The sequence below is a fragment of the Halomonas litopenaei genome (assembly GCF_003045775.1).
GTDB lineage: Bacteria > Pseudomonadota > Gammaproteobacteria > Pseudomonadales > Halomonadaceae > Halomonas > Halomonas litopenaei.
Window position 1 is genome coordinate 14,104 of the sequence record NZ_PXNS01000003.1, and the last position, 22,290, is coordinate 36,393.

Annotated in this window: 16 protein-coding genes; 7 read left to right on the forward strand and 9 right to left on the reverse strand. The window is 65.0% G+C overall.

Going from position 1 to position 22,290, the window contains the following annotated elements; translation table 11 throughout:
- Positions 1 to 28 precede the first annotated feature (28 nt).
- On the reverse strand, positions 29 to 1,369 hold the full coding sequence (locus tag C6W88_RS05215) for a sodium-dependent transporter (protein ID WP_045992230.1): 1,341 nt from the start codon (positions 1,367 to 1,369) through the stop codon (positions 29 to 31).
- Positions 1,370 to 1,480: 111 nt separating this feature from the next.
- On the opposite strand from C6W88_RS05215, the gene prlC reads away from it, so the two are divergent.
- The 4 genes from prlC to C6W88_RS05235 all read left to right on the forward strand — a co-directional run bounded on the left by prlC (position 1,481) and on the right by C6W88_RS05235 (position 7,368).
- Entirely contained in the window at positions 1,481 to 3,529 is a 2,049-nt protein-coding gene (gene prlC, locus C6W88_RS05220) for an oligopeptidase A (protein WP_108131756.1), read from the forward strand.
- Between the two features lie 60 nt (positions 3,530 to 3,589).
- Positions 3,590 to 3,838 carry a YheV family putative zinc ribbon protein gene (locus C6W88_RS05225; protein WP_045992232.1) on the forward strand — a complete coding sequence of 83 codons (249 nt, stop codon included), beginning with the start codon at positions 3,590 to 3,592 and terminating at the stop codon, positions 3,836 to 3,838.
- Between the two features lie 277 nt (positions 3,839 to 4,115).
- A complete protein-coding gene (locus tag C6W88_RS05230) occupies positions 4,116 to 5,108 on the forward strand; it encodes a TAXI family TRAP transporter solute-binding subunit (RefSeq protein WP_045992233.1) in 993 nt (330 codons plus the stop codon).
- Positions 5,109 to 5,181: 73 nt separating this feature from the next.
- Positions 5,182 to 7,368, forward strand: a complete 2,187-nt coding sequence (locus tag C6W88_RS05235; RefSeq protein ID WP_108131757.1) for a TRAP transporter permease — start codon at positions 5,182 to 5,184, stop codon at positions 7,366 to 7,368.
- A 248-nt stretch (positions 7,369 to 7,616) separates the two neighbouring features.
- On the opposite strand, the gene metF is transcribed toward C6W88_RS05235, so the two are convergent.
- Positions 7,617 to 8,465 (reverse strand): methylenetetrahydrofolate reductase [NAD(P)H], encoded by an 849-nt coding sequence (gene metF, locus C6W88_RS05240; RefSeq protein WP_108131758.1) that lies wholly within the window; start codon positions 8,463 to 8,465, stop codon positions 7,617 to 7,619.
- Between the two features lie 248 nt (positions 8,466 to 8,713).
- Here metF and C6W88_RS05245 point away from each other — a divergent pair, with 248 nt between their 5' ends.
- Positions 8,714 to 9,643, forward strand: a complete 930-nt coding sequence (locus C6W88_RS05245; protein WP_108131759.1) for an AEC family transporter — start codon at positions 8,714 to 8,716, stop codon at positions 9,641 to 9,643.
- 35 nt (positions 9,644 to 9,678) lie between these two features.
- Here the strand turns inward: C6W88_RS05245 and C6W88_RS05250 are convergent, their stop codons facing one another.
- The gene (locus C6W88_RS05250; protein WP_108131760.1) at positions 9,679 to 10,332 is read right to left on the reverse strand and encodes a glutathione S-transferase family protein; all 654 of its coding nucleotides are present in this window, start codon (positions 10,330 to 10,332) and stop codon (positions 9,679 to 9,681) included.
- A gap of 144 nt (positions 10,333 to 10,476) precedes the next feature.
- On the opposite strand from C6W88_RS05250, the gene C6W88_RS05255 reads away from it, so the two are divergent.
- Positions 10,477 to 11,061, forward strand: a complete 585-nt coding sequence (locus C6W88_RS05255; RefSeq protein WP_231498539.1) for a TetR/AcrR family transcriptional regulator — start codon at positions 10,477 to 10,479, stop codon at positions 11,059 to 11,061.
- 63 nt (positions 11,062 to 11,124) lie between these two features.
- Here C6W88_RS05255 and C6W88_RS05260 read toward each other — a convergent pair whose 3' ends face one another.
- The 5 genes from C6W88_RS05260 to metK all read right to left on the reverse strand — a co-directional run bounded on the left by C6W88_RS05260 (position 11,125) and on the right by metK (position 18,599).
- Complete coding sequence (locus C6W88_RS05260) at positions 11,125 to 11,928, reverse strand: UDP-2,3-diacylglucosamine diphosphatase (protein WP_045992239.1); 804 nt, start codon at positions 11,926 to 11,928, stop codon at positions 11,125 to 11,127.
- Positions 11,929 to 12,116: 188 nt separating this feature from the next.
- On the reverse strand, positions 12,117 to 13,544 hold the full coding sequence (gene ahcY / locus C6W88_RS05265; protein WP_108131762.1) for an adenosylhomocysteinase: 1,428 nt from the start codon (positions 13,542 to 13,544) through the stop codon (positions 12,117 to 12,119).
- A 39-nt stretch (positions 13,545 to 13,583) separates the two neighbouring features.
- Positions 13,584 to 15,521 carry an NAD-dependent DNA ligase LigB gene (gene ligB, locus C6W88_RS05270; protein WP_197037076.1) on the reverse strand — a complete coding sequence of 646 codons (1,938 nt, stop codon included), beginning with the start codon at positions 15,519 to 15,521 and terminating at the stop codon, positions 13,584 to 13,586.
- A gap of 424 nt (positions 15,522 to 15,945) precedes the next feature.
- Positions 15,946 to 16,413, reverse strand: a complete 468-nt coding sequence (locus tag C6W88_RS05275; RefSeq protein ID WP_108131764.1) for a hypothetical protein — start codon at positions 16,411 to 16,413, stop codon at positions 15,946 to 15,948.
- A gap of 965 nt (positions 16,414 to 17,378) precedes the next feature.
- Complete coding sequence (gene metK / locus C6W88_RS05280; RefSeq protein ID WP_045992242.1) at positions 17,379 to 18,599, reverse strand: methionine adenosyltransferase; 1,221 nt, start codon at positions 18,597 to 18,599, stop codon at positions 17,379 to 17,381.
- 371 nt (positions 18,600 to 18,970) lie between these two features.
- Between metK and tkt the strand changes: the two genes are divergently transcribed.
- On the forward strand, positions 18,971 to 20,962 hold the full coding sequence (gene tkt / locus C6W88_RS05285) for a transketolase (protein WP_108131765.1): 1,992 nt from the start codon (positions 18,971 to 18,973) through the stop codon (positions 20,960 to 20,962).
- Between the two features lie 165 nt (positions 20,963 to 21,127).
- Here the strand turns inward: tkt and C6W88_RS05290 are convergent, their stop codons facing one another.
- Positions 21,128 to 22,180, reverse strand: coding sequence for a class I fructose-bisphosphate aldolase (locus C6W88_RS05290; protein ID WP_045992244.1), 1,053 nt, complete (start codon positions 22,178 to 22,180; stop codon positions 21,128 to 21,130).
- Positions 22,181 to 22,290 lie beyond the last annotated feature (110 nt).

The following is a 22,290-nucleotide window of genomic DNA, read 5'->3' on the forward strand; positions in this document are numbered from 1 at the left end:
GAAGGTTGTGCGCCGGTCGGTCGCGGCACTACAGCAGACCGCTGAACAGCACCACCAGTACCAGCGGAATCGACACCCAGCGTACCACGGCGCGCCACACGCGAAAGCCATTGGGCCCCGCATCCAGCGCCCGCAGCGCTTCCTGCTCAGGCATCACCCAGGCGGCAAAGATGGCGATCAACAGACCGCCTAGCGGCAGGAAGATCTCCGGCGGAATGGTGCTGACCACGCCGAAGAAGTTCATCTCCCCGATCAGGTGGACGTCGCTCAGACTCGAGAACGACAGCACGCACAACAGCCCCACCAGCCATACGCACAGGCCCACCGCCAGGGCGGCCATGCGCCGCGACAGCCCCCAGCCCACCAGGGTCGAGACCATCGGCTCGGCCAGGTTGATCGATGAAGTCCAGGTCGCCAGCAGCAGCAGCAGGAAGAAAAGTCCCAGCCAGAAGGGACCACCGGGCAGCTCGGCGAAGGCCACCGGCAGGGTCACGAATACCAGTCCTGGGCCCTCCCCCGGATCCATGCCCTGGGTGAACACCACCGAGAAGATCGCAATACCGGCCAGCAGCGCCACCAGCACATCAAGCACCGCCACCGCGCCGGCGGCGCCAGGCAGGCTCTGGTGGTCGGGCATATAGGCGCCGTAGGCCATCAGCGCGCAGGCCCCCACCGCCAGGGTGAAGAAGGCATGCCCCATGGCGTGCACCAGCACCATCGGCGTCAGCGCCGAGAAGTCCGGGGTGAACAGCCAGGCCATGGCCGGACCGAAGCCGTCCATGGTCACGGCGTGACCGGCCAGTACGATCAGCAGCAGGTAGAGCGCCGGCATCAATAGATTGTTGAGGCGCTCCAGGCCCTTGGCCACGCCGGCGGCGACCACCACCATGGTCATCACCAGAAACAGCGTATGGTTGAGCGTCATCCGCAGCGGGTCAGCCAGGAAGGCGTCGAAGCCTGCGCCGATTTGCGGCGCACTCTGGCCTGCGAAGCCTCCGCTGAAGGCCTTGACCATAAAGTCGATGGACCAGCCGGACACCACCGAGTAAAACGACAGGATGCAGAACACCGTGAAGGCGCCGAACAGCCCCAGCCACTTCCAGTGGCTCGAGGTGCCGCGTTGACGCGCCAGCTCAGCGAGCGACTGCATCGGGCTGCGCCGACCGGCCCGGCCGATCATGATCTCTGCCATCATCACCGGCAGGCCCAGCACCACCACGAAGCCTACATAGAGCAGCAGGAAGGCGGCGCCCCCGTTCTCCCCGGTGATGTAGGGGAAGCGCCAGATGTTGCCAAGACCGACGGCGGCCCCGGTCACGGCCAGGATAAAGGCGCGGCGCGAACTCCAGCGTTCCAGCGTTTGGTTCATGGTCTTTCGGTGTCCAGATCGAGAAAAACGAAGGCCGCAAGACTAGCACATTGAAACCGCCGGCAGTCGCCCGCATTTACTGAACCATTGTCGAATTCCCGAGAGGTGCCCATGTCCCGCAATCCGCTGCTAGAACGCCACACCCTGCCGCCCTTCGGCGAGATTCGCCCGGAGCACGTCGCCCCTGCGGTGGACACGCTGCTCGAGGAGCTGCGCGAAGGCGTCGAGAAGCTGGTGGCCGAAGCCGAGCGCGACACCCCCAGCTGGGACAGCCTGGCGGCGCCGCTGGAAGAGATGAGCGATCGCCTGGCCCAGGCCTGGTCGCCGGTATCGCACCTCAACTCGACCATGAGCACACCGGAGCTGCGCGAGGCCCACGACGGCTGCCTCGAGAAGCTCTCCGCCTACAGCACCTGGATCGGCCAGCACGAAGGCCTGTTCCGCGCCTGGCAGGCGCTCAAGGACAGCCCGGCCTTCGCCGAGCTCGACGAGGCTCGCCAGCGCTCGGTGGACAACGCCCTGCGTGACTTCCGCCTGGCCGGCGTCGACCTGCCGGCAGACAAGAAACAGCGCTCGGCGGAAATCCGCACGCGCCTGTCGAGTCTGTCGAGCACCTTCTCCAACCAACTGCTGGACGCGACCCAGGCCTGGGCGCTGGAACTCGACGATGACAGTCGTCTGGCCGGCCTGCCCCAGAGCGCCCTGGACACCCTGGCGGCCAACGCCGAGGCCAAGGGCAACAAGGGCTATCGCATCACCCTGGACTTCCCCAGCTTCTTCCCGGTGCTGAGCTACGCCGAAGACCGCGAGCTGCGCCGTGAGGTCTACACCGCCTTCGTCACCCGGGCCTCCGAGAAGGGCCCCAACGCAGGCGAGTACGACAACGCCCCGATCATGGAAGAGACCCTGGCGCTGCGCCGCGAGATGGCCGAGCTGCTGGGCTTCTCCAGCTACGCCGACTACTCGCTGGCGACCAAGATGGCCGACAGCCCCAGCGAGGTCATCGGCTTCCTCGACGACCTGGCCAGACGGGCCCTGCCCCAGGGCCAACAGGAATTCAGCGAGCTCGAGGCCTTTGCCCGTGACGAGCTGGGGCTCGAGGAACTCGCCCCCTGGGATGTGGGCTACGCCAGCGAGAAACTGCGCGAGGCCCGCTACGCCATCTCCCAGGAGCAGCTGCGCCCCTACTTCCCTGCGCCCAAGGCGGTCGCCGGGCTGTTCAGCGTGGTCGAGCGCCTCTACGGCGTGCAGGTCGAGCAGGATCCCGACGCCCCCAGCTACCACGAGGACGTCAGCTTCTACCGGGTGCTCGAGAACGGCCAGCCCATCGCCGGCTTCTATCTCGATCTCTACGCCCGGGAAGGCAAGCGCGGCGGCGCCTGGATGGACGAGTGCCGGGTGCGTCGTCGTCATGGCGTCGAGCTGCAGCTGCCGGTGGCCTACCTGACCTGCAACTTCACCCGCCCGGTGGGCGACAAGCCGGCGCTGTTGACCCACGACGAGGTCACCACCCTGTTCCACGAGTTTGGCCACGGCCTGCACCATATGCTCACCCGCCAGGAGGTGGCCGACGTCTCGGGCATCAACGGGGTGGCCTGGGACGCGGTGGAGCTGCCGAGCCAGTTCATGGAGAACTTCTGCTGGGAGCGTGAAGGGCTGGATCTGATCTCCGGCCACGTCGACACCGGCGAGCCACTGCCCGACGAGCTGTTCGACAAGCTCACTGCGGCCAAGAACTTCCAGTCCGCCATGGGCATGCTGCGCCAGGTCGAGCTGTCGCTGTTCGACTTCCGCCTGCACCTGGAGCCGGCCGCGCCGTCTGCCGCCGACATCCAGGCGCTGCTGGACGATGTCCGCGCCAAGGTCTCGGTGGTACCGCGGGTCGAATTCAACCGCTTCCAGAACAGCTTCGGCCACATCTTCGCCGGCGGCTATGCGGCGGGCTACTACAGCTACAAGTGGGCCGAGGTGCTGTCCGCCGACGCCTGGAGTGCCTTCGAGGAGGCCGGCACCTTCGACGCCGAGACCGGCGCTCGCTTCCGCCGCGAGATCCTCGAGCAAGGCGGTGCCAGGGATGCCGCCGAACTGTTCAAGGCCTTCCGCGGCCGCGAGCCGAGCATCGAACCGCTGCTGCGCCACAGCGGCATCCGCGCCGCCTGACCATCCGTCTCGTCGACGCCCCCGCCGCCAGCGGGGGCGTTGCCATTTGTGGAGACCGACATGACCGTCAAGAAACGCTTTATCGCCGGCGTCGTCTGCCCCCGCTGCGCCGCCATGGACCGTATCCGCGCCTGGGAGCAGAACGGCGTGCGCTACCGTGAGTGCGTCAGCTGCGACTTCTTCGAACAGCTACCGATCGAGGACGACGTGGTCGAGGAGCTCGCCACCCGGGTCAACCAGGACTCCGAAGCCCCCGCCACTGAAGAGATCCAGCCGGTTCGCATTCTCGACCCCGGCAAACGCCACTGATTCAGCGCGCGACGCTTTCGCGCTCAAGGGTGTGCGGATATCCGCACACCCTAATTCGGCAAACGTGCGAAACTTCGGACAAAGACCTTGTCGACATTTTCGACCAATGTCTAAAGCCTCTTTAATAACCAACTGATTTACAGATAAATCCTTGGGTCGGGCACACCCCTTGCGATACCTCTTGCGTTGACCGACGTCCGGTCAGGCTCGGTCTTGGCGTCTAGGCTTGAGACCGCAGCACGATAACCACAACGTCCATCGCATTGGGAGACATTGCATGAGCACCTCTACCCGGCTCCTCACCGGCGTCCTCGCCACCACCTTCGCCGGCACCCTGCTGGTGTCCGCTGCCGCCCAGGCAGACCGTGAAGACTGGCCCGAAAGCTTCACCGTGGGCACCGCGAGCCAGGGCGGCACCTACTTCGTCTACGGCTCCGGCTGGGCCAACCTGGTCGCCGACCAGCTCGGTCTGTCCGGCGGCGGCGAAGTCACCGGTGGCCCGACCCAGAACCTGGCGCTGGTGCACGGCGGCGACGTGGCCTTCGGCCTGACCACCATGGGTCCCGCCTCCGACGCGGTGAACGGCAAGAGCCCGCTGGCCCCCGGCGTGAAGATGGACAACGTCTGCGCCATGTTCCCGATGTACGAGACCCCGTTCTCCATCACCGCCCTGTCCGACAGCGGCATCACCTCGATCTCCGAGATTCCCGACGGCGCTCGTATCGGCTTCGGCCCGGCAGCCTCCACCTCCGACACCTACTTCCCGGCCATCCTCGAAGAGCTGGGCGTCAACTTCGATCGCCGCAACGGTGGCTGGTCTGACCTCGGCGGGCAGTTGCAGGACGGCCTGCTCGACGTGATCGCCTTCGCCGCCGGCATTCCGATCCCCGCGGTCAGCCAGCTCGAGGTGCAGACCGACGTCAACATCGTCGAATTCACCGAGGAAGAGCAGCAGCAGGTCCTCGACAAGTTCCCGGTCTCGGCCTTCCAGATCCCGGCCAGCACCTACACCACCCTCGAGGAAGACGCCCGTGCGGTGTCCATGTGGAACTTCGCCATCGCCGGCTGCGATCTGCCCGAGGACTTCGTCTACGAGGTCACCAAGCTGACCATGGAAAACAACGACAAGATGCTCGACGTGCACCGCAGTGCCGCGACCACCATTCCCGAGAACATTCAGTACAACACCGTGCTGCCGTTCCACCCCGGCGCCGCGCGCTGGTACGAGGAAAACGGCTACGAGATCGATCCGTCCATGATCAAGCAGTAATCAGGATCCCCCGCCCGCGGCCAGTCCGCGGGCGGGCACCCGGCCGGTCGTCCGTTTCTCAAGGTATCGCTCCATGACCCACACCCCAGATTCTCCCCGCGACGAGGATGCGGCCGACGCTTCGGTCGAACCCATCGTCGCCTCGGGCGTCGACGACGAAGCCGTCGAACCCAACCGCCGTGTCTTCCAGGGCGGCAAGTGGTGGCTGTTCGGCGTACTCGCCGTGGCCTACACCGTCTTTCACCTGGTCTCGCTCAATATCTACCCCATCGAGACCTGGTCGTTCCGCATCATCCATATCGCCGGCGCGCTGATCCTCGGTTTCGGCCTCTACACCGGCTCGCGCTTCGTCGAGGACGGCCAGGGCGGTGCGCCGCGCTGGGCCAGCGTGATCGCCCTGGCGTTGCTGCTGCCCGCAGGCTACGCCCTGATCCAGGTGGTGCTGATGCAGCAGACCATGGCCGGCGGCGCCATGCGCATCGAGCCGGCCATCGAAAACTGGCACTACGGCGCGCCGCTGATTCTGGCCACCGTCGGTGCCATTGCGCTTTCCTGGTTTCCCCGACAGGCCCGCCACCAATTGCTGCTGGCCGACGTCGTGTTGATGGTCTGCGCCGCCGCCGTGGCCGGCTACCTGCTGGTGGTCTTCAATAGTCCGCTGCGTGCCTCCACCGGCACCTCCTTCGCGCCCATGGGCATCAGCTGGGCCGCCATCTCCGGCTCGCTGCTGATCCTCGAGCTGACCCGCCGCGTCGCCGGTCTGGCGCTGGTGGTGATCTCCGCCATCTTCCTGGCCTACGTCTTCATGGGCCCCTGGCTGCCAGGCTTCCTCGGCTATCCGGGGCTGTCGCTGGGGCGCTTCTTCAGCCAGGTCTACACCGACGCCGGCATCCTCGGCCCGACCACGGCGGTGTCCTCCACCTATATCATCCTGTTCATCATCTTCGCGGCCTTCCTGCAGGCCTCCAAGGTCGGTGACTACTTCGTCAACTTCGCCTTCGCCGGCGCCGGTCGCGCCCGTGGCGGCCCCGCCAAGGTCTCGATCTTCGCCTCCGGCCTGATGGGCATGATCAACGGCACCAGCGCCGGTAACGTGGTGTCCACCGGCTCGCTCACCATCCCGCTGATGAAGAAGGTCGGCTATCCGGCCAGAAGCGCAGGCGCCATCGAGGCGGCCGCCTCCACCGGTGGCCAGATCATGCCGCCGATCATGGGTGCCGGCGCCTTCATCATGGCCGAGATCACCGGTATTCCTTATACCGAGATCGCGGTGGCCGCGCTGATCCCGGCGATCCTGTACTTCGCCTCTGTCTACTTCATGGTCGACTTCGAGGCGGCCCGCAAGGGCATGCGCGGCATGCGCAAGGAAGAGATTCCGCAGTTCTCCAAGCTGATCAAGCAGGTCTACCTGTTCGCCCCGATCATCATCCTGATCACAGCACTGTTCATGGGCTACTCGGTGATTCGCGCCGGCACGCTGGCGACCGCCTCCGCCGCGGTGGTGAGCTGGCTGTCACCCCACAAGATGGGCATTCGCTCCATCCTGCGGGCCCTCAGCCTGGCCGGCACCATGTCGATCCAGATCATCGCGGTGTGTGCCTGCGCCGGCCTGATCGTCGGCGTCATCGCCCTGACCGGCGTCGGCGCGCGCTTCTCGTCGCTGCTGCTGGGCCTGGCCGGTGTCAGCCAGCTGCTGGCGCTGTTCTTCGCCATGTGCATCTCGATCCTCTTGGGCATGGGCATGCCCACCACCGCCGCCTACGCGGTGGCAGCCTCGGTGGTCGCCCCGGGCCTGATCGACATCGGCATCCAGCCGCTGGTGGCGCACTTCTTCGTGTTCTACTTCGCGGTGGTCTCGGCAATCACCCCGCCGGTGGCGCTGGCCTCCTACGCGGCGGCGGGTATCTCCGGCGACAACGCCATGGGCACCTCGGTGGCCTCGTTCAAGATCGGTCTGGCAGCCTTTATCGTGCCGTTCATGTTCTTCTACAGCCCGGCCATGCTGATGGAAGGCGACTGGCCCCAGATCCTGCGGGTCGGCACGACCGCCACCATCGGCATCATACTGCTGGCGGCCACCGTCCAGGCCTGGTTCTTCGGACCGGTGAAGGCCTGGCAGCGGCTGGTGATGCTGATCGGCGCCCTGTGCCTGATCTACGGTGGCATCGTCACCGACCTGGCAGGGCTGGCCATCGCCATCGGCCTGTTCGTGATGCAGCGCGCCAGCGGCGGCGGCACCCGCAGCGCCACCGCAGGCTGAACCCCGCCCCCCTTTAACCCCGCACCTTGAGCCCCACCCTCTGGCCCCGCCCCATGGCGGGGCTTTTTCGTGCCTGGGACTCCCCTCATGACGACGGCCGCCCGCCGTTAGCCTGCGCCCAACCGCCAGGCTTCTTCGTTTCTCTACCCTCCCCCAGAACGACGTCGGCCCCGCACAGGGCGGGGCCGACGTTCTTGTTGTTGTGGTCGCGACTGGCTAGCGCGACCCGTCCAGCGTTGTTGTTGGTGTCATGAGCGGCCGGTGATGTTGTCGACGATCTTCAGCGTCGGCTCGGCCTGGTTGAGGGTGTAGAAGTGCAGTCCCGGGGCGCCGCCGTCGAGCAGGCGCTGGGCCAGGCGCGAGATCACCTCTTCGCCGAAGTCGGCGATGGCGGCGCTGTCATCACCGTACGCCTCGAGCTGCTTGCGAATCCAGCGCGGGATCTCGGCACCGCAGGCGTCGGAGAAGCGCGCCAGCTTGGAGTAGTTGGTGATCGGCATGATGCCGGGGATGATCGGTGCTTCCACGCCAAGCTGGCGAGCCCGCTCGACGAAGTGGAAGTAGGCGTCGGCGGTGAAGAAGTACTGGGTGATCGCCAGATTGGCACCGGCATTCATCTTGCGGGCAAAGTTCTGCAGATCCGACTCGAAGCTCGCCGCCTGGGGGTGAGACTCCGGGTAGGCCGCCACCGCAATCTCGAAGTGATCACCGGTCTCCTCGCGGATGAACTCCACCAGCTCGTTGGCGTAGCGCAGCTCGCCGATGCCGCCCATGCCGGAAGGCAGGTCGCCGCGCAGGGCCACCAGGCTGTTGATGCCCTGGGCCTTGTAGTCGGTCAGCAGCTCGCGCAGCTGGGCCTTCTCGCTGCCGACGCAGGACAGGTGCGGCGCGGTGGTGATGCCGCACTCGCGCACCGCATTGACGGTGGTAATGGTGCGATTCTGGGTGGAACCGCCGGCACCGTAGGTGACGGAAAAGAACCGCGGGTTGCGCTCGGCCAAGAGGTCCCGGTTGCGCATCAGCTTCTCCCGCCCGGCGTCGGTATTCGGGGGGAAGAATTCGAAGCTGATGCCCAGCGGGTGCTCTTGTGCGCTCATCTCGGGGTCCTCGTGAAGCGTGTCGGGCTACCGCAAATCGGCGGCCGTAAAGGTGATGGGTGCCATTGTGACGACTCGGCCTCACCCCGACCAATGAAAGTTTCGCGGGTAAACTTCAATTCTCTTCATATAAGAAAGGGAGGGCTCATAACCATGTGTTCTAAAAAATGACCTCGGCAGCCGGCCCGGGCTGACACCGGCGCGCCCAGACGGCATGATACGGGGCCTGGCACCCAAGGATGATGAACATGGCCGTCGACCCGACCTCGCTGATGGGCCCCCTGTGGACCCTGCTCGCCTTTGTCGCCCTCGGCGTCCTGTCCGCCAGGCGGCTCAAGGTCGACCCTCGTCCCATAGCCACCCTGCTGATCTACCTGATCGCTCCGCTGACCTTCTTCCGCGCGCTGGTACTGGGCGGTCCGACGCCGGTCTACCTCGCCCTGACCGCTGCCCTGTTCGTGATCGCAAGCCTGGTGGCCGTGCTCATCAATCGGCTGGGCAAGCGCTGGCTGGGGGATGAGGAAGGCTCGGTGCTGGCGTTTTCTGCTGGTACCGGCAACACCGGCTACTTTGGTCTGCCGGTGGCGCTGGTGTTGCTGCCCCCCTCCGGCGTCACCCTGTACCTGTTCTGTGCACTCGGCGTCACCCTTTACGAGTTCACCGTCGGCTTCTATCTAAGCGCCCGCGGCCGCTTTACGGTGCGTGACAGCCTGCTCAAGATCGCCAGGCTGCCGCTGATCTACGCCTTCCTGGCGGCGCTTTTGGTGGAAGGAGTCGGCATGACGGTGCCAGCGGCGGTGACCGATGCCATGTCAGTGTTTCCAGCGACCTACACCCTGCTCGGCATGATGATCATCGGCATGACCCTGGGTCGTGTTTCTGTGCGCTCGCTGGATGGGCGCTTTATCGGCGCCTGCGTGGCGGTGCGTTATGCCCTGTGGCCACTGCTGATGCTCGGCGCCGTCCTGTTGCTCAAGGCCACCACCGGGCTGTCACAGGACATGGCGTTGGCGCTGCTGTTGATCGGGGTGGTGCCCATGGCCGCCAACGTGGTGGTGGTGGCCATGGAGCTCGGCATCGCGCCCGAGAAGGGCGCCCTGGCGGTGTTGATCACCACCCTGGCCGCGCCGCTGGTGATCCCGCTGTACCTGAGCGGGATGCTTGGACTGGTGCAGTAAAGCTGAAAGGCGAAAGTCGCTAGCGCCGAGAGTGACTAGCGGGGAAACACGGGCGCGACCAATACCGCCTTGCCGGAAGGCCGCGATCTCAGACGCTCCACGTAGGCTCGGGCATTTGGCGCCGCCTCCATCAGCGAGCCTGCGGGCGGCGTGGCCTCCAGATAGTCGAGCATCGGCGCCGCCAGGGCATCGGCCAGGGTGAAGCCATCACCGACGAGAAAGTCTCTCCCCGCCAACTGGTGTTCCAGGATGGTCAGTATCCGTGCCACCTCCGGGGCCGCCTCGCGTACCCGGTCTTCCCTCACCTCGCCATTGGGCCCCTTGGGAAAGACCAGTTCCAGCAGGTAGCGCCGCACGATGGCCTGGTCGGCCTGGGTGGCCAGCGCAGCACACCACTGGTCCACCTGAGCCCGCGTCCAGTCATCCCTGGGTAGCAGGTCGGGCCCATCGAAGGCGCCCTCCAGGTAGCGGCAGATGGCAACGCTCTCGTACAGGCGTCGTTCGCCGTGAATCAGCACGGGGATCTTGTCGAAGGGATTGAGTGCCTTGAACTCCGGTGAATGCAGCTCGACCCGACGTCCTTCGACCTCCATCCCGACACTGTGCTCGATGCCCTTCTCATGACACACCAGCATCACGCTGCGCACGAAGTTCGAGAACGCGGGACCCACGATATGTACGCTTGCCATGCCAACCTCCTGGTTACCAGACGATAAACCGCCGGCGCTTGCCGATATATACGCCGACGTGTGCGCGAGTCGTGCTCGCTCGTCTTGCAGCATGGCCGCTGACACCATATGTTCAATAACATATTCTGCCATCGGAGACGGCCCATGCCCTGGAGCCGCGAACGCAAGCACGAGACCCGCACCCGTATCCTCGACGCAGCTGCCCGCTGCTTTACCCGAAAAGGCTACGATGCCGTCAGTATCGACGAGGTAATGGCCGCCGCCGGCCTGACCCGGGGCGCCTTCTACGCCCACTTCGACAGCAAGTCGACGCTCTACGCCAATGCTATCCGTCATGCTGCCAGGCGCGGGGCCATCGCGCTCGATCACCTCGAAAGTCGAGAAGCCCGCATCGAGGCCTACTTGAGCCAGTCTCTCGCCAAGGACGAGGCGACCTGCCCACTGGCCTGTCTGGTCAGCGATGTGGCACAGCGCGACGAGCAGGTGCGCACCACCTATACCGCGCTGTTGGAAGGCTTCCTGACGCGCTTTGTCGACACCTCTGACATGGACACCGACACGCGAAAGCGCGCGCTCGGCCAGACGATTGCGATGATCGGCAGTCTGGCCATGGCGCGTACGGTCAATGACCCGCAGCTGGCGGAAGAATTACTGGAGGCTGGCAGAACACTGGCAAAGGCCAATGCGCTACCCGTCAGTCGGAGCGGCGCTGTCGGCCAGGAAGCCTGAAGAAAACGACTGAGCAAGGCCGGTAAAGCGAACGGATACAACACGGGCGAAGGGGGAGGCCTCTCAGGCCCCCGCCAGGGCGCCCTCGGGGCAGGCGCGGGGCATCGAAGGCTCGGCCTCGATCACCTGCCCTTCCCAGTCGATCAGCGCCAGGCTGCCGTCGGGGCGCTCGATCAGCGCCGTACAGTGCTCCACCCAGTCGCCGTCGTTGCAGTAGAGCACGCCGTCCTGGGCACGAAATCCGGCCTTGTGGATATGCCCGCCGACGTAGCCATCGAGTCCTTCCCGGGCCGCCTGGTGGATGGCCGCCTGCTCGAACTGTTCGACATAGCGCTGGGCCGCGCCGATGCGCCCCTTGACCGCCGCCGCCAGCGACCAATAGGGCAGGCCCAGCAGGCTGCGCGCCTTGTTGCACCAGCGATTGAGCGACAGCACAAACTGATGCATGCCATCACCCAGCGCCATCAGCCAGGGGGCCAGGCGCACATGGGTATCGAACTCGTCGCCGTGGCTGACCAGCAGACGTCGACCATCGGCGGTCTCGTGGATCGCCCGGCGCTCGATGCGCACCCGGTGCATACGGATGCCACACAGCTGACGCAAGGCAGCGTCGTGGTTGCCGGGGATGTAGATGATCTCGCATCCGCCCTTGGCCAGGCGCAACAGTCGCCCCACCAGACGCTGCTGCTCAGCCGGCAGCGACGCCCGACGGTGCATGGCGATAAGGTCGATCACATCCCCTACCAGATACAGGCGCTCCGGGCGCACGCGGCGCAGCAGCCGCGACAGCAAGGCGGCCTGGCAATCCCGGGTGCCGAGGTGAAGATCGGAAATGAACAGGGTACGAGCGGTCAGTGATGTGGCCATGGGCAGTCTCCTGTGACGCCCACCCAGCCTGTCCTGTCCCGGTGACACTGCCGTGGCGCGACCATGACGAAACGATGACCGGTGCCGTCCCCTGCCCCGCTATTCCCCGCGCTCGCCCCAGGCTGACTACCCAGCCCTGCCCCGCCCTGACCAAGGCACGCAGGGCACAGCCCCCTTTCCGGAAAGCCTCAGTAACGATAGTGATCGGGCTTGTATGGCCCCTCCACCGGCACTCCGACGTACTCCGACTGGGCCTCGGTCAGCTGGGTAATCACGCCGCCGAAGCCCTCCACCATGTAGCGCGCCACCTCTTCGTCGAGATGGCGTGGCAGCACCGTGACATCGATCATGCCGTCGCGCTCGTCGGGGCCCAGCTCGGCGAAACGCCGGGCGTACAAGTGCATCTGTGCCAGCACCTGATTGGCGAAGGAGCCATCCATCACCCGCGAGGGGTGGCCGGTGGCGTTGCCCAGGTTGACCAGACGCCCCTCGGCCAGCAGGTAGATCACATTGCGGCTGTCGGGATCGTACGTCTGCCCCGGCCCGGCGTCACGGTAGATCTTGTGCACCTGGGGCTTGACCTCCTCCCAGAGCCATTGCTTGCGCATGTAGGCGGTATCGATCTCGCTGTCGAAGTGGCCGATATTGCAGACCACCGCGCCATTCTTGAGAGCGCCCAGCATGGCGGCGTCACAGGCGCCGATATTGCCGGTGCAGGTCACCACCAGGTCGGTCTTGCCGAGCAGTTCGAGATCGAGACTGTCGGCGCCACGATTGACACCGCCGCGATAGGGAGAAACCACCTCGAAGCCATCCATGCAGGCCTGCATGGCACAGATCGGGTCGATCTCGGCGACACGCACGATCATGCCTTCCTGGCGCAGCGAGGCCGCTGACCCCTTGCCCACGTCCCCGTAGCCCATCACCAATGCCTGCTTGCCCGCCAGCAGGTGATCCAGCCCGCGCTTGATGGCGTCATTCAAACTGTGACGGCAACCGTACTTGTTGTCATTCTTCGACTTGGTGACGGCGTCGTTGACGTTGATGGCCGGCACTTTCAAGGTGCCTGCCCTGAGCATCTCGAGCAGTCGATGGACACCGGTGGTGGTCTCTTCACTGATGCCGTGGATGGCGTCAAGCTTGTCCGGATGTCGCTCGTGCAACAGCAGCGTCAGGTCTCCGCCATCATCCAGCACCAGATTGGGGGTCCAGCCGTCGGCGCCATCCACCGTCTGCTCGATACACCACCAGAACTCGTCCTCGCTCTCGCCCTTCCAGGCAAATACCGGGATGCCTGCTGCGGCGATGGCCGCGGCGGCGTGGTCCTGGGTGGAAAAGATATTGCAGGACGACCAGCGTACGCTCGCACCAAGGTCGACCAGGGTCTCGATCAGCACCGCGGTCTGAATCGTCATGTGGATACAGCCAGCGATACGTGCGCCCTTCAGCGGCTGGACCTCACGGTACCGGGCCCTGAGGGACATCAAGGCCGGCATCTCGCTTTCGGCGATACGAATCTCGCGGCGCCCCCAGTCGGCCAGGCCGATATTGGCGACCCGGTAGTCATCCTGACGCTGAGCCCACTGCGCCCTTTGCGAAGCCTCGGTCGGAGTCATGCTCGCCTCCTGCTGGTTATCCAGCCTTCACTATAGGAGTCACCATGGCGGACTCGCCAACCAGGGCGCTGCGTCGATCTCTAGCCGGGCGCCAGCATCACTTTTCAGTCGAGTCGCTGAGGGGGAAGCTGGTGCGCGGTGTAAGGGACTAGCTGGAGAGCGGTTCGAAGGGCTATGAGAAGGGCGATTCAAAGGACGATGCAAAGGGCCTGCCGAGCCCGGCGTGGCAATCGAACGTGTCGCGTCATCGTCGAAGGCTCCGACGAAGCCAGCAATACCGGCGTCGGCCAGTTGCCGCGCCAGGACGACGACCTCGGGATGCGAAAGAAACGCCCGCCAGCGCCTGGCGCCGACAACACCGACGCCAGGGCGGCGGCGCCAGTCGGCTGCGTCCAACGTCGCCAGCGTGCGCCAGGAGTCATGCTCGGAGATACCCCCGGCCGAGGGCGCTCCCAGGGCGCTTAGCCACTGCGGGAAGCCGCGATGGCTGGTCTCGGAGAAGGCAACACCAAGACGCTCTGCGGTGACCTTGCCGATGCCGCTTGCCTGGGCCAGTCGCTCTGGCGACAGTTCCCGCCAGTCCAGCAACCCCGCCACCAGGCCAGCGTCCACCAGCGCCTTCCAGGTGCCTTCCCCGACGCCGTCGAGATCCAGCGCCGATGAATCACTGAGCCAGGCCAGGCGAGCCAGAAACTGCTGCCGGCAGCCCGGGGTCGGGTGCCAGCAACTCAGCAGGTGAAAGTCCGATTCCGCGGGAACCTCGAGGTCAAGCCTCTCGGCTGCGCGCCAGGCCACCCCCTTAAGCTGAGGGATGATCAGCCCGGCCAACTCGATGATCACCTGATCGCCGGGCCGCAGATCCCACTCACGCCAGCGTGACAGGCTCCCCAGGCTGACCTGGCTCAGCCTGCGTCCATCCACCTCCACCGGCACAAGCCGGGCCACCGGGGTGATGCGACCGCTACGACCAATGCGGAACGCTATGTCGGCTACCTCCGCCAGGGCCTCTCGCGGTGGATACTTCCAGGCCAGTGCCCAGTGCGGCGGCTCGGCCTGCCAGGTCACACCGTCGGGCCTGCGCCCACGCCGTAGTACCACGCCATCGGTGGCGAAGGGCAGCGGCGAGCGATACCAGCGCTCGCGCCAGGCGGCGGCGTCCTCCTGGGATTCAACAGGGTGGGTGTATCGCGATATTTGACCCAGGCCCAGGCGCTCGAGCCCTGACAGTCGCTCCTCGAGCGCCCGCGGCCCCATCGGCCAGGACCAGACGAACAGACCGATACGCTGGCCCAGCGCAGGGGACAACTCATCGCGGGCAAGCCAGCCGGCCACATGGGAGCGTGCCCCTGCCCCGCCATCCCGCTGCTGGACATGATCTTCAAGGCGCTCATACAGCTCACCCTGAAACACCAGACCATCGCCGTCGGCAAGCGACTGCCAATCACCTGCCAGGCGCTGGGGAATCGACGGGATGACCGCGGCATGGCGTGTCCAGTCCTGGCCGGTCCGCCCGTCCCCACGACTGTACACGCCCGCCAGGCGGCCTTCGTGATAGACAAGGCTGACCGCCACGCCATCTACCTTGGGCTGAATCCAGACATCGGTAGCGCGGTCGGCCGGTGCTATCGTCGCCGACTGTGACTCCTGTCTCTGTGGCGACGAAGCTTGCGGCGCCGGCGAGTCTGGAACACCGGTCGAAAGCCAACGCTTCACCTCGGCGGCGCCCTGCGCCTTGCGAAGCCCGGTATGCGCCACAGGGTGGCGCTGCCAAGGGGTGGCACTATCCGCTGCCGGCGCGGAAGCCCTATCCTTGAAGTCCGCCACCTCGAGCTCGGGAAAGCAGCGCTGGAGTTCGCGCCACCGACGTTCGGTCTGGTCGAACACATCATCGCTGACCGGCGAGCTGCCGTCCTTGCGGTAGGCCTGCTCCCACTGCCGCAGGTGGCTGGTCAACTCGGTGATGCGACTGGACGCCATGCTCGCCGTCCAGTCAGGACAGCTGGCGTTGGCCCACGATGGCAGGACCAGCGACACCACGAACAGCAGGCATCGCCAACTGGCTGAGGAACGGTGAGACGAGAGGATGGTGCTTTTCTGACAAGATACGAAACTCTGACAAGAGACGAGACGCCCGGCCATCTGGCCCTCCTTGGTCACGACCGAAGGTCACCATCGCAGACCACGACCTGACGTAACGGCCGAACGCCTCGACCGATCGGCACGTTCGAACGGCGTGATCAGACGACATACCTGAACGGCGCGGCTGTACGGAGAGCCCGTATGCTGAAGTGCTACTGGCGACGCTTTCTCAGGTGGCGATCGGTACGTCGCACCGACCACCATGTCAGCACCAGCAACGGCGAGGTAATAGCGACGCCGAGCAGCACCTGTTGACCGATGCTCATAATCGAATATCTCCCAAGGGTTCGCTCTCGAACATCGTTGCATCATGCCCCAGGCACGAAAGGCGCTGCGTCGACAGCACAAAGGCGGGCACGCTCAGTGCAATGACGATGACGGCGGTCAAGAGTCCCTGGTGCTGAAGCAGAATCATCATGATGGCGGCGGCAGTCACCAGGAACGTTGCCAGTGCGGCGGTAGCCTCCAGCGCCAGCTTGGTCATGAATAGCTCACGATACTGGAGGTAATCATCGTCACCTTCCGGCGATACCACGTCATGGGAGTATCGCCTTCCAGCCTCAGTGGTCCCGTCATCGCCAGCCCCCTTGCGCGACGGCAACTCCTTGCGCCAGAGTTCCTGCTGTGACGCCAGCCTGGTTCGCGAGCAGGTCGGGTCCGCGTGAAGACGCTGAAAGTGCCCCTGATGATGGCGCTGATAGAAGTGATAGTGGTGCCTTGCTTCGCCCATCTTCTGATCCCCCTGTCGTTGCTACCGTCTTGGCGCAGCGCTCATGTCCCTGATCTGGTCTCACCCGCACTTCGGCTCTTCTTCGTGCCGCCCGGGGCACCAGCCAGTATTCCTGTCACGGGCGCTATGGCCTCTTTCCATCGTGCCGACCACACCATCGTGCCGACCACACTTCAATCGCGGCCAAGACATGTGCTTCCACGAACGGCCTCCTGTCCCGCGCCCCAAATGCCAAGGACATGGATATATACCGACGTCCAATTCACACAGGCCATATATGCCTGTCGCCGAAAGCGCCTCTTTCCTGACATCTTTCAGGCGGCTCGCCAGCGTTTTTTATTGCTAATCATTCTCACGTTCTGGCCGCCTTCCAACCGATTTTTTCCAGCCGCTGCCTAACCAATTCACAGCCACTTAGTGACCGCTTTCTCACCGCTTTTCCGGCGACGTGGGCGTCACTTTCCCGTTCAGGCCACTTGGCCGCCGATGGTTCTTGAACAGCGGTTTCCCGACAGCGGTTTCTCGACAGTGGTTTCTCGACAACGATCTGGCGATGGACAACGACACATCGAACCTTTGACTACCGAGAACCAACGACCATCACTGGCTGCCTGACAGATGATGACGAGCCGATGCGATACCGCGCTGCCGACTAAGCGGCATCTGCATCCTGTCTCCATCTAATATTAGCCGTGAGCCAAAGGCTTCTCCGCCCGCATGCGCGGATATGAAAAGGAATGAGATGATGTCGCCGTTTGACGCATAACCCGGCGACAAAGAGGTAGGCAAAGACGCACAATCGCGACCAGGTCACCAGGAAACTTGCGACCGTTCTGCCAACGTCTCTTCGCACATTCGCCGGCCCCCCGCCGCCCCAATGCGACAAGGCCCGCCTGGCGAACCAGGCGGGCCTTGTCATGTCGGCAGGCGCGTGGGCACCGTGCCGCTGATGCCACAAAGAGGGATCAGATACCGGCGGCGGCGCGCAGAGCGTCGGCCCGGTCGACCTTCTCCCACGGGAAGGCGGTAAAAGTCTCGGTGTGGATCTCGCCTTCGGTATCGGTCCAGCTATAGCTGGTCTCGAAGGGCTCACGGCCAAAGTGACCGTAGGCTGCGGTCAGCTGATACATGGGATGCAGCAGATCCAGCATGCGAGTAATGGCATTGGGGCGCAGGTCGAAGTGATCGCGCACCAGCTCGACGATACGTTCGTCATCGATACGACCAGTGCCGAAGGTGTTGATCGACACCGAGGTCGGCTCGGCGACACCGATGGCGTAGGACACCTGGATCTCGCAACGCTCGGCCAGTCCCGCCGCCACCACGTTCTTGGCCACGTAGCGGCCGGCGTAGGCGGCGCTGCGGTCGACCTTGGACGGGTCCTTGCCGGAGAAGGCGCCACCACCATGTCGCGCCATGCCGCCGTAGGTGTCGACGATGATCTTGCGCCCGGTCAGGCCACAGTCACCCACCGGACCGCCGATGACGAACTTGCCGGTCGGGTTGATGTGATAACGCGTGCTGTCTGACAGCCACTCCGCCGGCAGAACCTGCTCGATGATCTCGCGCTGGACCATCTGGCGCAGCTGCTCCTGGTCGATGTCCGGATCATGCTGGGTGGACAGCACCACGGCATCGACCGCGCAGGGCTTGCCGGCATCGTCGTAACGGAAGGTCAGCTGGCTCTTGGCATCGGGACGCAGCCAGGGCAGCAGGCCACGCTTACGCAGCTCGGCCTGGCGCTCCACCAGCCGATGGCTGTAGTGGATCGGCGCCGGCATGTAGGAGTCGGTTTCGTTGGTGGCATAGCCGAACATCAGGCCCTGATCACCGGCGCCCTGATCCTCGGGCTTTTCGCGATCGACGCCCTGGGCGATTTCGACGCTTTGCTTGCCGATCAGGTTGAGCACCCCGCAGGTCTCGCCGTCGAAACCGACGTCGGAGGAGGTATAGCCGATATCCATGATCACCTTGCGCACCAGCTCCTCGAGATCCACCCAGGCGGAGGTGGTGATCTCGCCGGCCACGATGGCGACACCGGTCTTGACCAGGGTCTCGCAGGCCACACGGGCATTCTTGTCCCGCGCGATCAGGGCATCGAGCACGGCATCGGAAATCTGATCGGCAATCTTGTCCGGGTGTCCTTCGGACACGGACTCGGAGGTAAACAGGGAGTATTCGCTCATGGCGTCCTCGACCCTCTGTAGGATAATCGGCAGGCGGGCCTGGCAAGATGGAAACGGGAGCGACCGTGATCGACGATCGCACTATGCAGATTCCGCGTGGACCTGGCGGGACGAAATTCTACACGCTCGACCGTCCGGTTCCTAGCAACAGGCCGGGCCATGGCAGACGCTGCCAGGCATGGATCAAGTCCCCGGCATTTGATGGATCTGTCATTTCCGGCGACAATATGTCCCCGATCGATCCGCGCCGCCCCTCCCGCCCTCGTTGTCCACAGGCACGACAGGCGGCGCCTATCCTTGACGCCGCTGCGCCGCCCCCACCGGGCAGGCCAACGTCAGATTGCCACTTTGCCCCAGGCGAGGAGCCCTCAATGCCGTCCCGTTTCGAACTGGCCAACGCCATTCGCGCCCTTTCCATGGATGCCGTCCAGAAGGCCAACTCCGGCCACCCCGGAGCCCCGATGGGTATGGCCGATATCGCCGAGGTGCTGTGGAACGACTACCTCGTTCACAACCCTGACGATCCCAAGTGGGCCGATCGCGACCGTTTCGTGCTGTCCAACGGCCACGGCTCCATGCTGCTGTACTCCCTGCTGCACCTGTCAGGCTACGACCTGGGTCTGGAAGAACTGCAGAACTTCCGCCAGCTCCACGCCAAGACCGCAGGTCACCCCGAGTACGGCTACGCTCCCGGCGTCGAGACCACCACCGGCCCCCTCGGCCAGGGCCTGGCCAACGCCGTCGGCATGGCCATGGCAGAGCGCACCCTGGCGGGTCAGTTCAACCGCCCGGGCCACGAGATCGTCGACCACTACACCTACTGCTTCCTCGGCGACGGCTGCCTGATGGAAGGCATCTCCCATGAGGTCGCCTCGCTTGCCGGCACCCACCAGCTCGGCAAGCTGATCGCCTTCTACGATGACAACGGCATCTCCATCGACGGCGAGGTCGAAGGCTGGTTCACCGACGATACCGCCAAGCGCTTCGAAGCCTACGGCTGGCACGTGGTACCGGCGGTGGACGGGCACAAGCCCGAGGAGATCAAGGCCGCCATCGAGATGGCCCGCACCCAGCAGGATCGCCCGACCCTGATCATCTGCAAGACCGTCATCGGCTTCGGCGCCCCCAACAAGCAGGGCAAGGAAGAATGCCACGGCGCGGCACTCGGCGAAGAGGAAGTCGCAGCGGCGCGCAAGCAACTCGACTGGCCCCACGCGCCCTTCCATATCCCCGAGGATATCTACCAGGGCTGGGACGCCTGCGAGCGTGGCCAGAAGCACCAGGCCGACTGGCAGGCTCGCTTCGAGCGCTACCAGCAGGAGCACCCGGAGCTGGCCCGCGAATTCCTGCGTCGCCAGAAGGGTGAATTGCCGAGCGAGCTCAACAGCGAAGCGCTGGTCGAGGCCGCCCAGGAGAAGGGCGAGTCCGTGGCCTCACGCAAGGCCTCGCTGAACTGCCTCAACGAGCTCGGCCCGCAACTGCCGGAGCTGCTGGGCGGCAGCGCCGACCTGGCGCCTTCCAACCTGACCTTCTGGAAGGGTGCCGAGGCCATCAGCGCCGAGGCCGCAGGCGGCAACTACCTGCACTACGGGGTACGCGAGTTCGGCATGGGCGCCATCATGAACGGTATCGCCCTGCACGGCGGCTTCGTGCCCTACGGCGCCACCTTCCTGATCTTCATGGAATACATGCGCAACGCCGTGCGCATGGCGGCGCTGATGAACCAGCGCGCCATCTTCGTCTACACCCACGACTCCATCGGTCTGGGCGAGGACGGCCCGACCCACCAGCCGATCGAGCAGCTGACCAGTCTGCGTACCACCCCGAACCTGTGCACCTGGCGTCCCTGCGATGCGGTCGAGACCGCTGCCGCCTGGGCCCACGCGGTCAAGCGCAGCGCCGGCCCCACCGCGCTGGTACTGTCCCGTCAGGGCCTGCCCCACCAAGAGCGCAACAAGAGCCAGCTGGCCAACATCCAGCGTGGTGGCTACGTGCTCAAGGACAGCGAAGGCACCCCTGAGCTGATCCTGATCGCCACCGGCTCCGAGGTGACCCTGGCCATGCAGGCCGCCGAAACCCTGGAGGCCGAAGGCAAGCAGGTGCGCGTGGTATCGATGCCGGCCACCGACGTCTTCGACAGCCAGGACGCCGACTACCGTGAGTCCGTCCTGCCGCGCAGTGTTCGCGCCCGTCTGGCCATCGAGGCAGGCCATCGCGACTACTGGAGCAAGTACGTGGGCCTCGACGGCGACACCATCGGCATGTCCAGCTTTGGCGAGTCGGCCCCGGCGGGCGACCTGTTCAAGCACTTCGGTTTCACCGTGGACAACCTGGTGGAACGCGCCAAGGCGCTGCTGGGTTAAGTCCAGCGCGGGCCGGCACGCCCGGCCTGTTGCGACCGAAAGCGTGACCAGCAGAAACGAGCAGGGGCACGGCTTACGCCGTGCCCCTGCTGTATCTAGCGACCTTGATGGTCGGCCTAGGCGGCCTGGTCCTCTATCCTGCGCGGTTGTTGAGGCAGGCTTGGATCAGGCGATGGTGACATCCGGCGCCAGATAGACGTCCTGAATGGCGTTGAGCAGGCTTACCCCGTCGCGCATCGGCTTCTGGAAGGCCTTGCGCCCGGAGATCAGGCCCATGCCACCGGCCCGTTTGTTGATCACCGCGGTACGCACCGCCTGGGTCAGATCGCCCTCTCCGGTGGAGGCACCGCCGGAGTTGATCAGCCCGGCACGGCCCATGTAGGCGTTGGCCACCTGATAGCGGGCCAGATCGATCGGGTGATCGCTGGTCAACTCGCTGTAGACCTTCTCATGGGTGTTGCCGAAGCCGATGGTGCGATAGCCATCGTTGTTCTCGGGCAGCTTCTGCTTGACGATGTCCGCCTTGAGCGTCGCCGCCAGGTGGACCGCCTGACTGGTGAGGTCGGAGGCCACATGATAGTCGGTGCCCTCATGCTTGAAGGCCGGGTTACGCAGATAGGCCCACAGCACCGTCACCATGCCCAGCTCGTGGGCGCGCTCGAAGGCCGCGCTGATCTCTTCGATCTGGCGACGGCTCTCGGGAGAACCGAAGTAGATGGTCGCACCCACGGCGACGCACCCCATGTCGAAGGCCTGGTCGACCTCGGCGAACAGGGTCTGATCGTAGATCGCCGGATAGGTCAGCGTCTCGTTGTGGTTCAACTTGAGCATCATCGGGATGCGGTGGGCATAGCGGCGCGCCACCGACGACAGGCCACCCAGGGTGGAAGCCACGGCGTTGCAGCCGCCCTCGATCGCCAGCTCCACAATGTTGGCCGGATCGAAGTAGATCGGGTTGGGTGCGAAGGAGGCGCCAGCGGAGTGTTCGATCCCCTGATCCACCGGCAGGATGCTGAGGTAACCGGTGCCCCCCAGACGGCCATGGTTGAACATCGTCTGCATGCTGCGCAGCACCGCCGGCGAGCGGTCGGAGTCCATCATCACCCTGTCGACGAAGTCCGATCCCGGCAGGTGGAGTTGCTCCTTGGCGATACCGCGACATTCATGAGTCAAAAGGTCCTCTGCCTCGGCACCCAGCCAGCTGGCAATATCACTCATCATCAATCTCCCTGTCATGCCCGACCCAGTCGGGCGGTAGGCGAATAGTCAGTCTACACAGGGTAGCGGATGACGCGCTGCAACGAGAGCCCCTGCTGACCAAGGCACCA

Bases quoted from the DNA above. Each gene is read 5' to 3' on its own strand.
- tkt (WP_108131765.1), top strand. From the start codon at position 18,971: ATGCCGTCCCGTTTCGAACTGGCCAACGCCATTCGCGCCCTTTCCATG.
- C6W88_RS05215 (WP_045992230.1), bottom strand. From the start codon at position 1,369: ATGAACCAAACGCTGGAACGCTGGAGTTCGCGCCGCGCCTTTATCCTG.
- C6W88_RS05230 (WP_045992233.1), top strand. From the start codon at position 4,116: ATGAGCACCTCTACCCGGCTCCTCACCGGCGTCCTCGCCACCACCTTC.
- C6W88_RS05290 (WP_045992244.1), bottom strand. From the start codon at position 22,180: ATGAGTGATATTGCCAGCTGGCTGGGTGCCGAGGCAGAGGACCTTTTG.
- C6W88_RS05255 (WP_231498539.1), top strand. From the start codon at position 10,477: ATGCCCTGGAGCCGCGAACGCAAGCACGAGACCCGCACCCGTATCCTC.
- ligB (WP_197037076.1), bottom strand. From the start codon at position 15,521: ATGGCGTCCAGTCGCATCACCGAGTTGACCAGCCACCTGCGGCAGTGG.
- metK (WP_045992242.1), bottom strand. From the start codon at position 18,599: ATGAGCGAATACTCCCTGTTTACCTCCGAGTCCGTGTCCGAAGGACAC.
- metF (WP_108131758.1), bottom strand. From the start codon at position 8,465: ATGAGCGCACAAGAGCACCCGCTGGGCATCAGCTTCGAATTCTTCCCC.
- C6W88_RS05260 (WP_045992239.1), bottom strand. From the start codon at position 11,928: ATGGCCACATCACTGACCGCTCGTACCCTGTTCATTTCCGATCTTCAC.
- C6W88_RS05275 (WP_108131764.1), bottom strand. From the start codon at position 16,413: ATGGGCGAAGCAAGGCACCACTATCACTTCTATCAGCGCCATCATCAG.
- C6W88_RS05235 (WP_108131757.1), top strand. From the start codon at position 5,182: ATGACCCACACCCCAGATTCTCCCCGCGACGAGGATGCGGCCGACGCT.
- prlC (WP_108131756.1), top strand. From the start codon at position 1,481: ATGTCCCGCAATCCGCTGCTAGAACGCCACACCCTGCCGCCCTTCGGC.
- C6W88_RS05245 (WP_108131759.1), top strand. From the start codon at position 8,714: ATGGCCGTCGACCCGACCTCGCTGATGGGCCCCCTGTGGACCCTGCTC.
- C6W88_RS05225 (WP_045992232.1), top strand. From the start codon at position 3,590: ATGACCGTCAAGAAACGCTTTATCGCCGGCGTCGTCTGCCCCCGCTGC.
- ahcY (WP_108131762.1), bottom strand. From the start codon at position 13,544: ATGACTCCGACCGAGGCTTCGCAAAGGGCGCAGTGGGCTCAGCGTCAG.
- C6W88_RS05250 (WP_108131760.1), bottom strand. From the start codon at position 10,332: ATGGCAAGCGTACATATCGTGGGTCCCGCGTTCTCGAACTTCGTGCGC.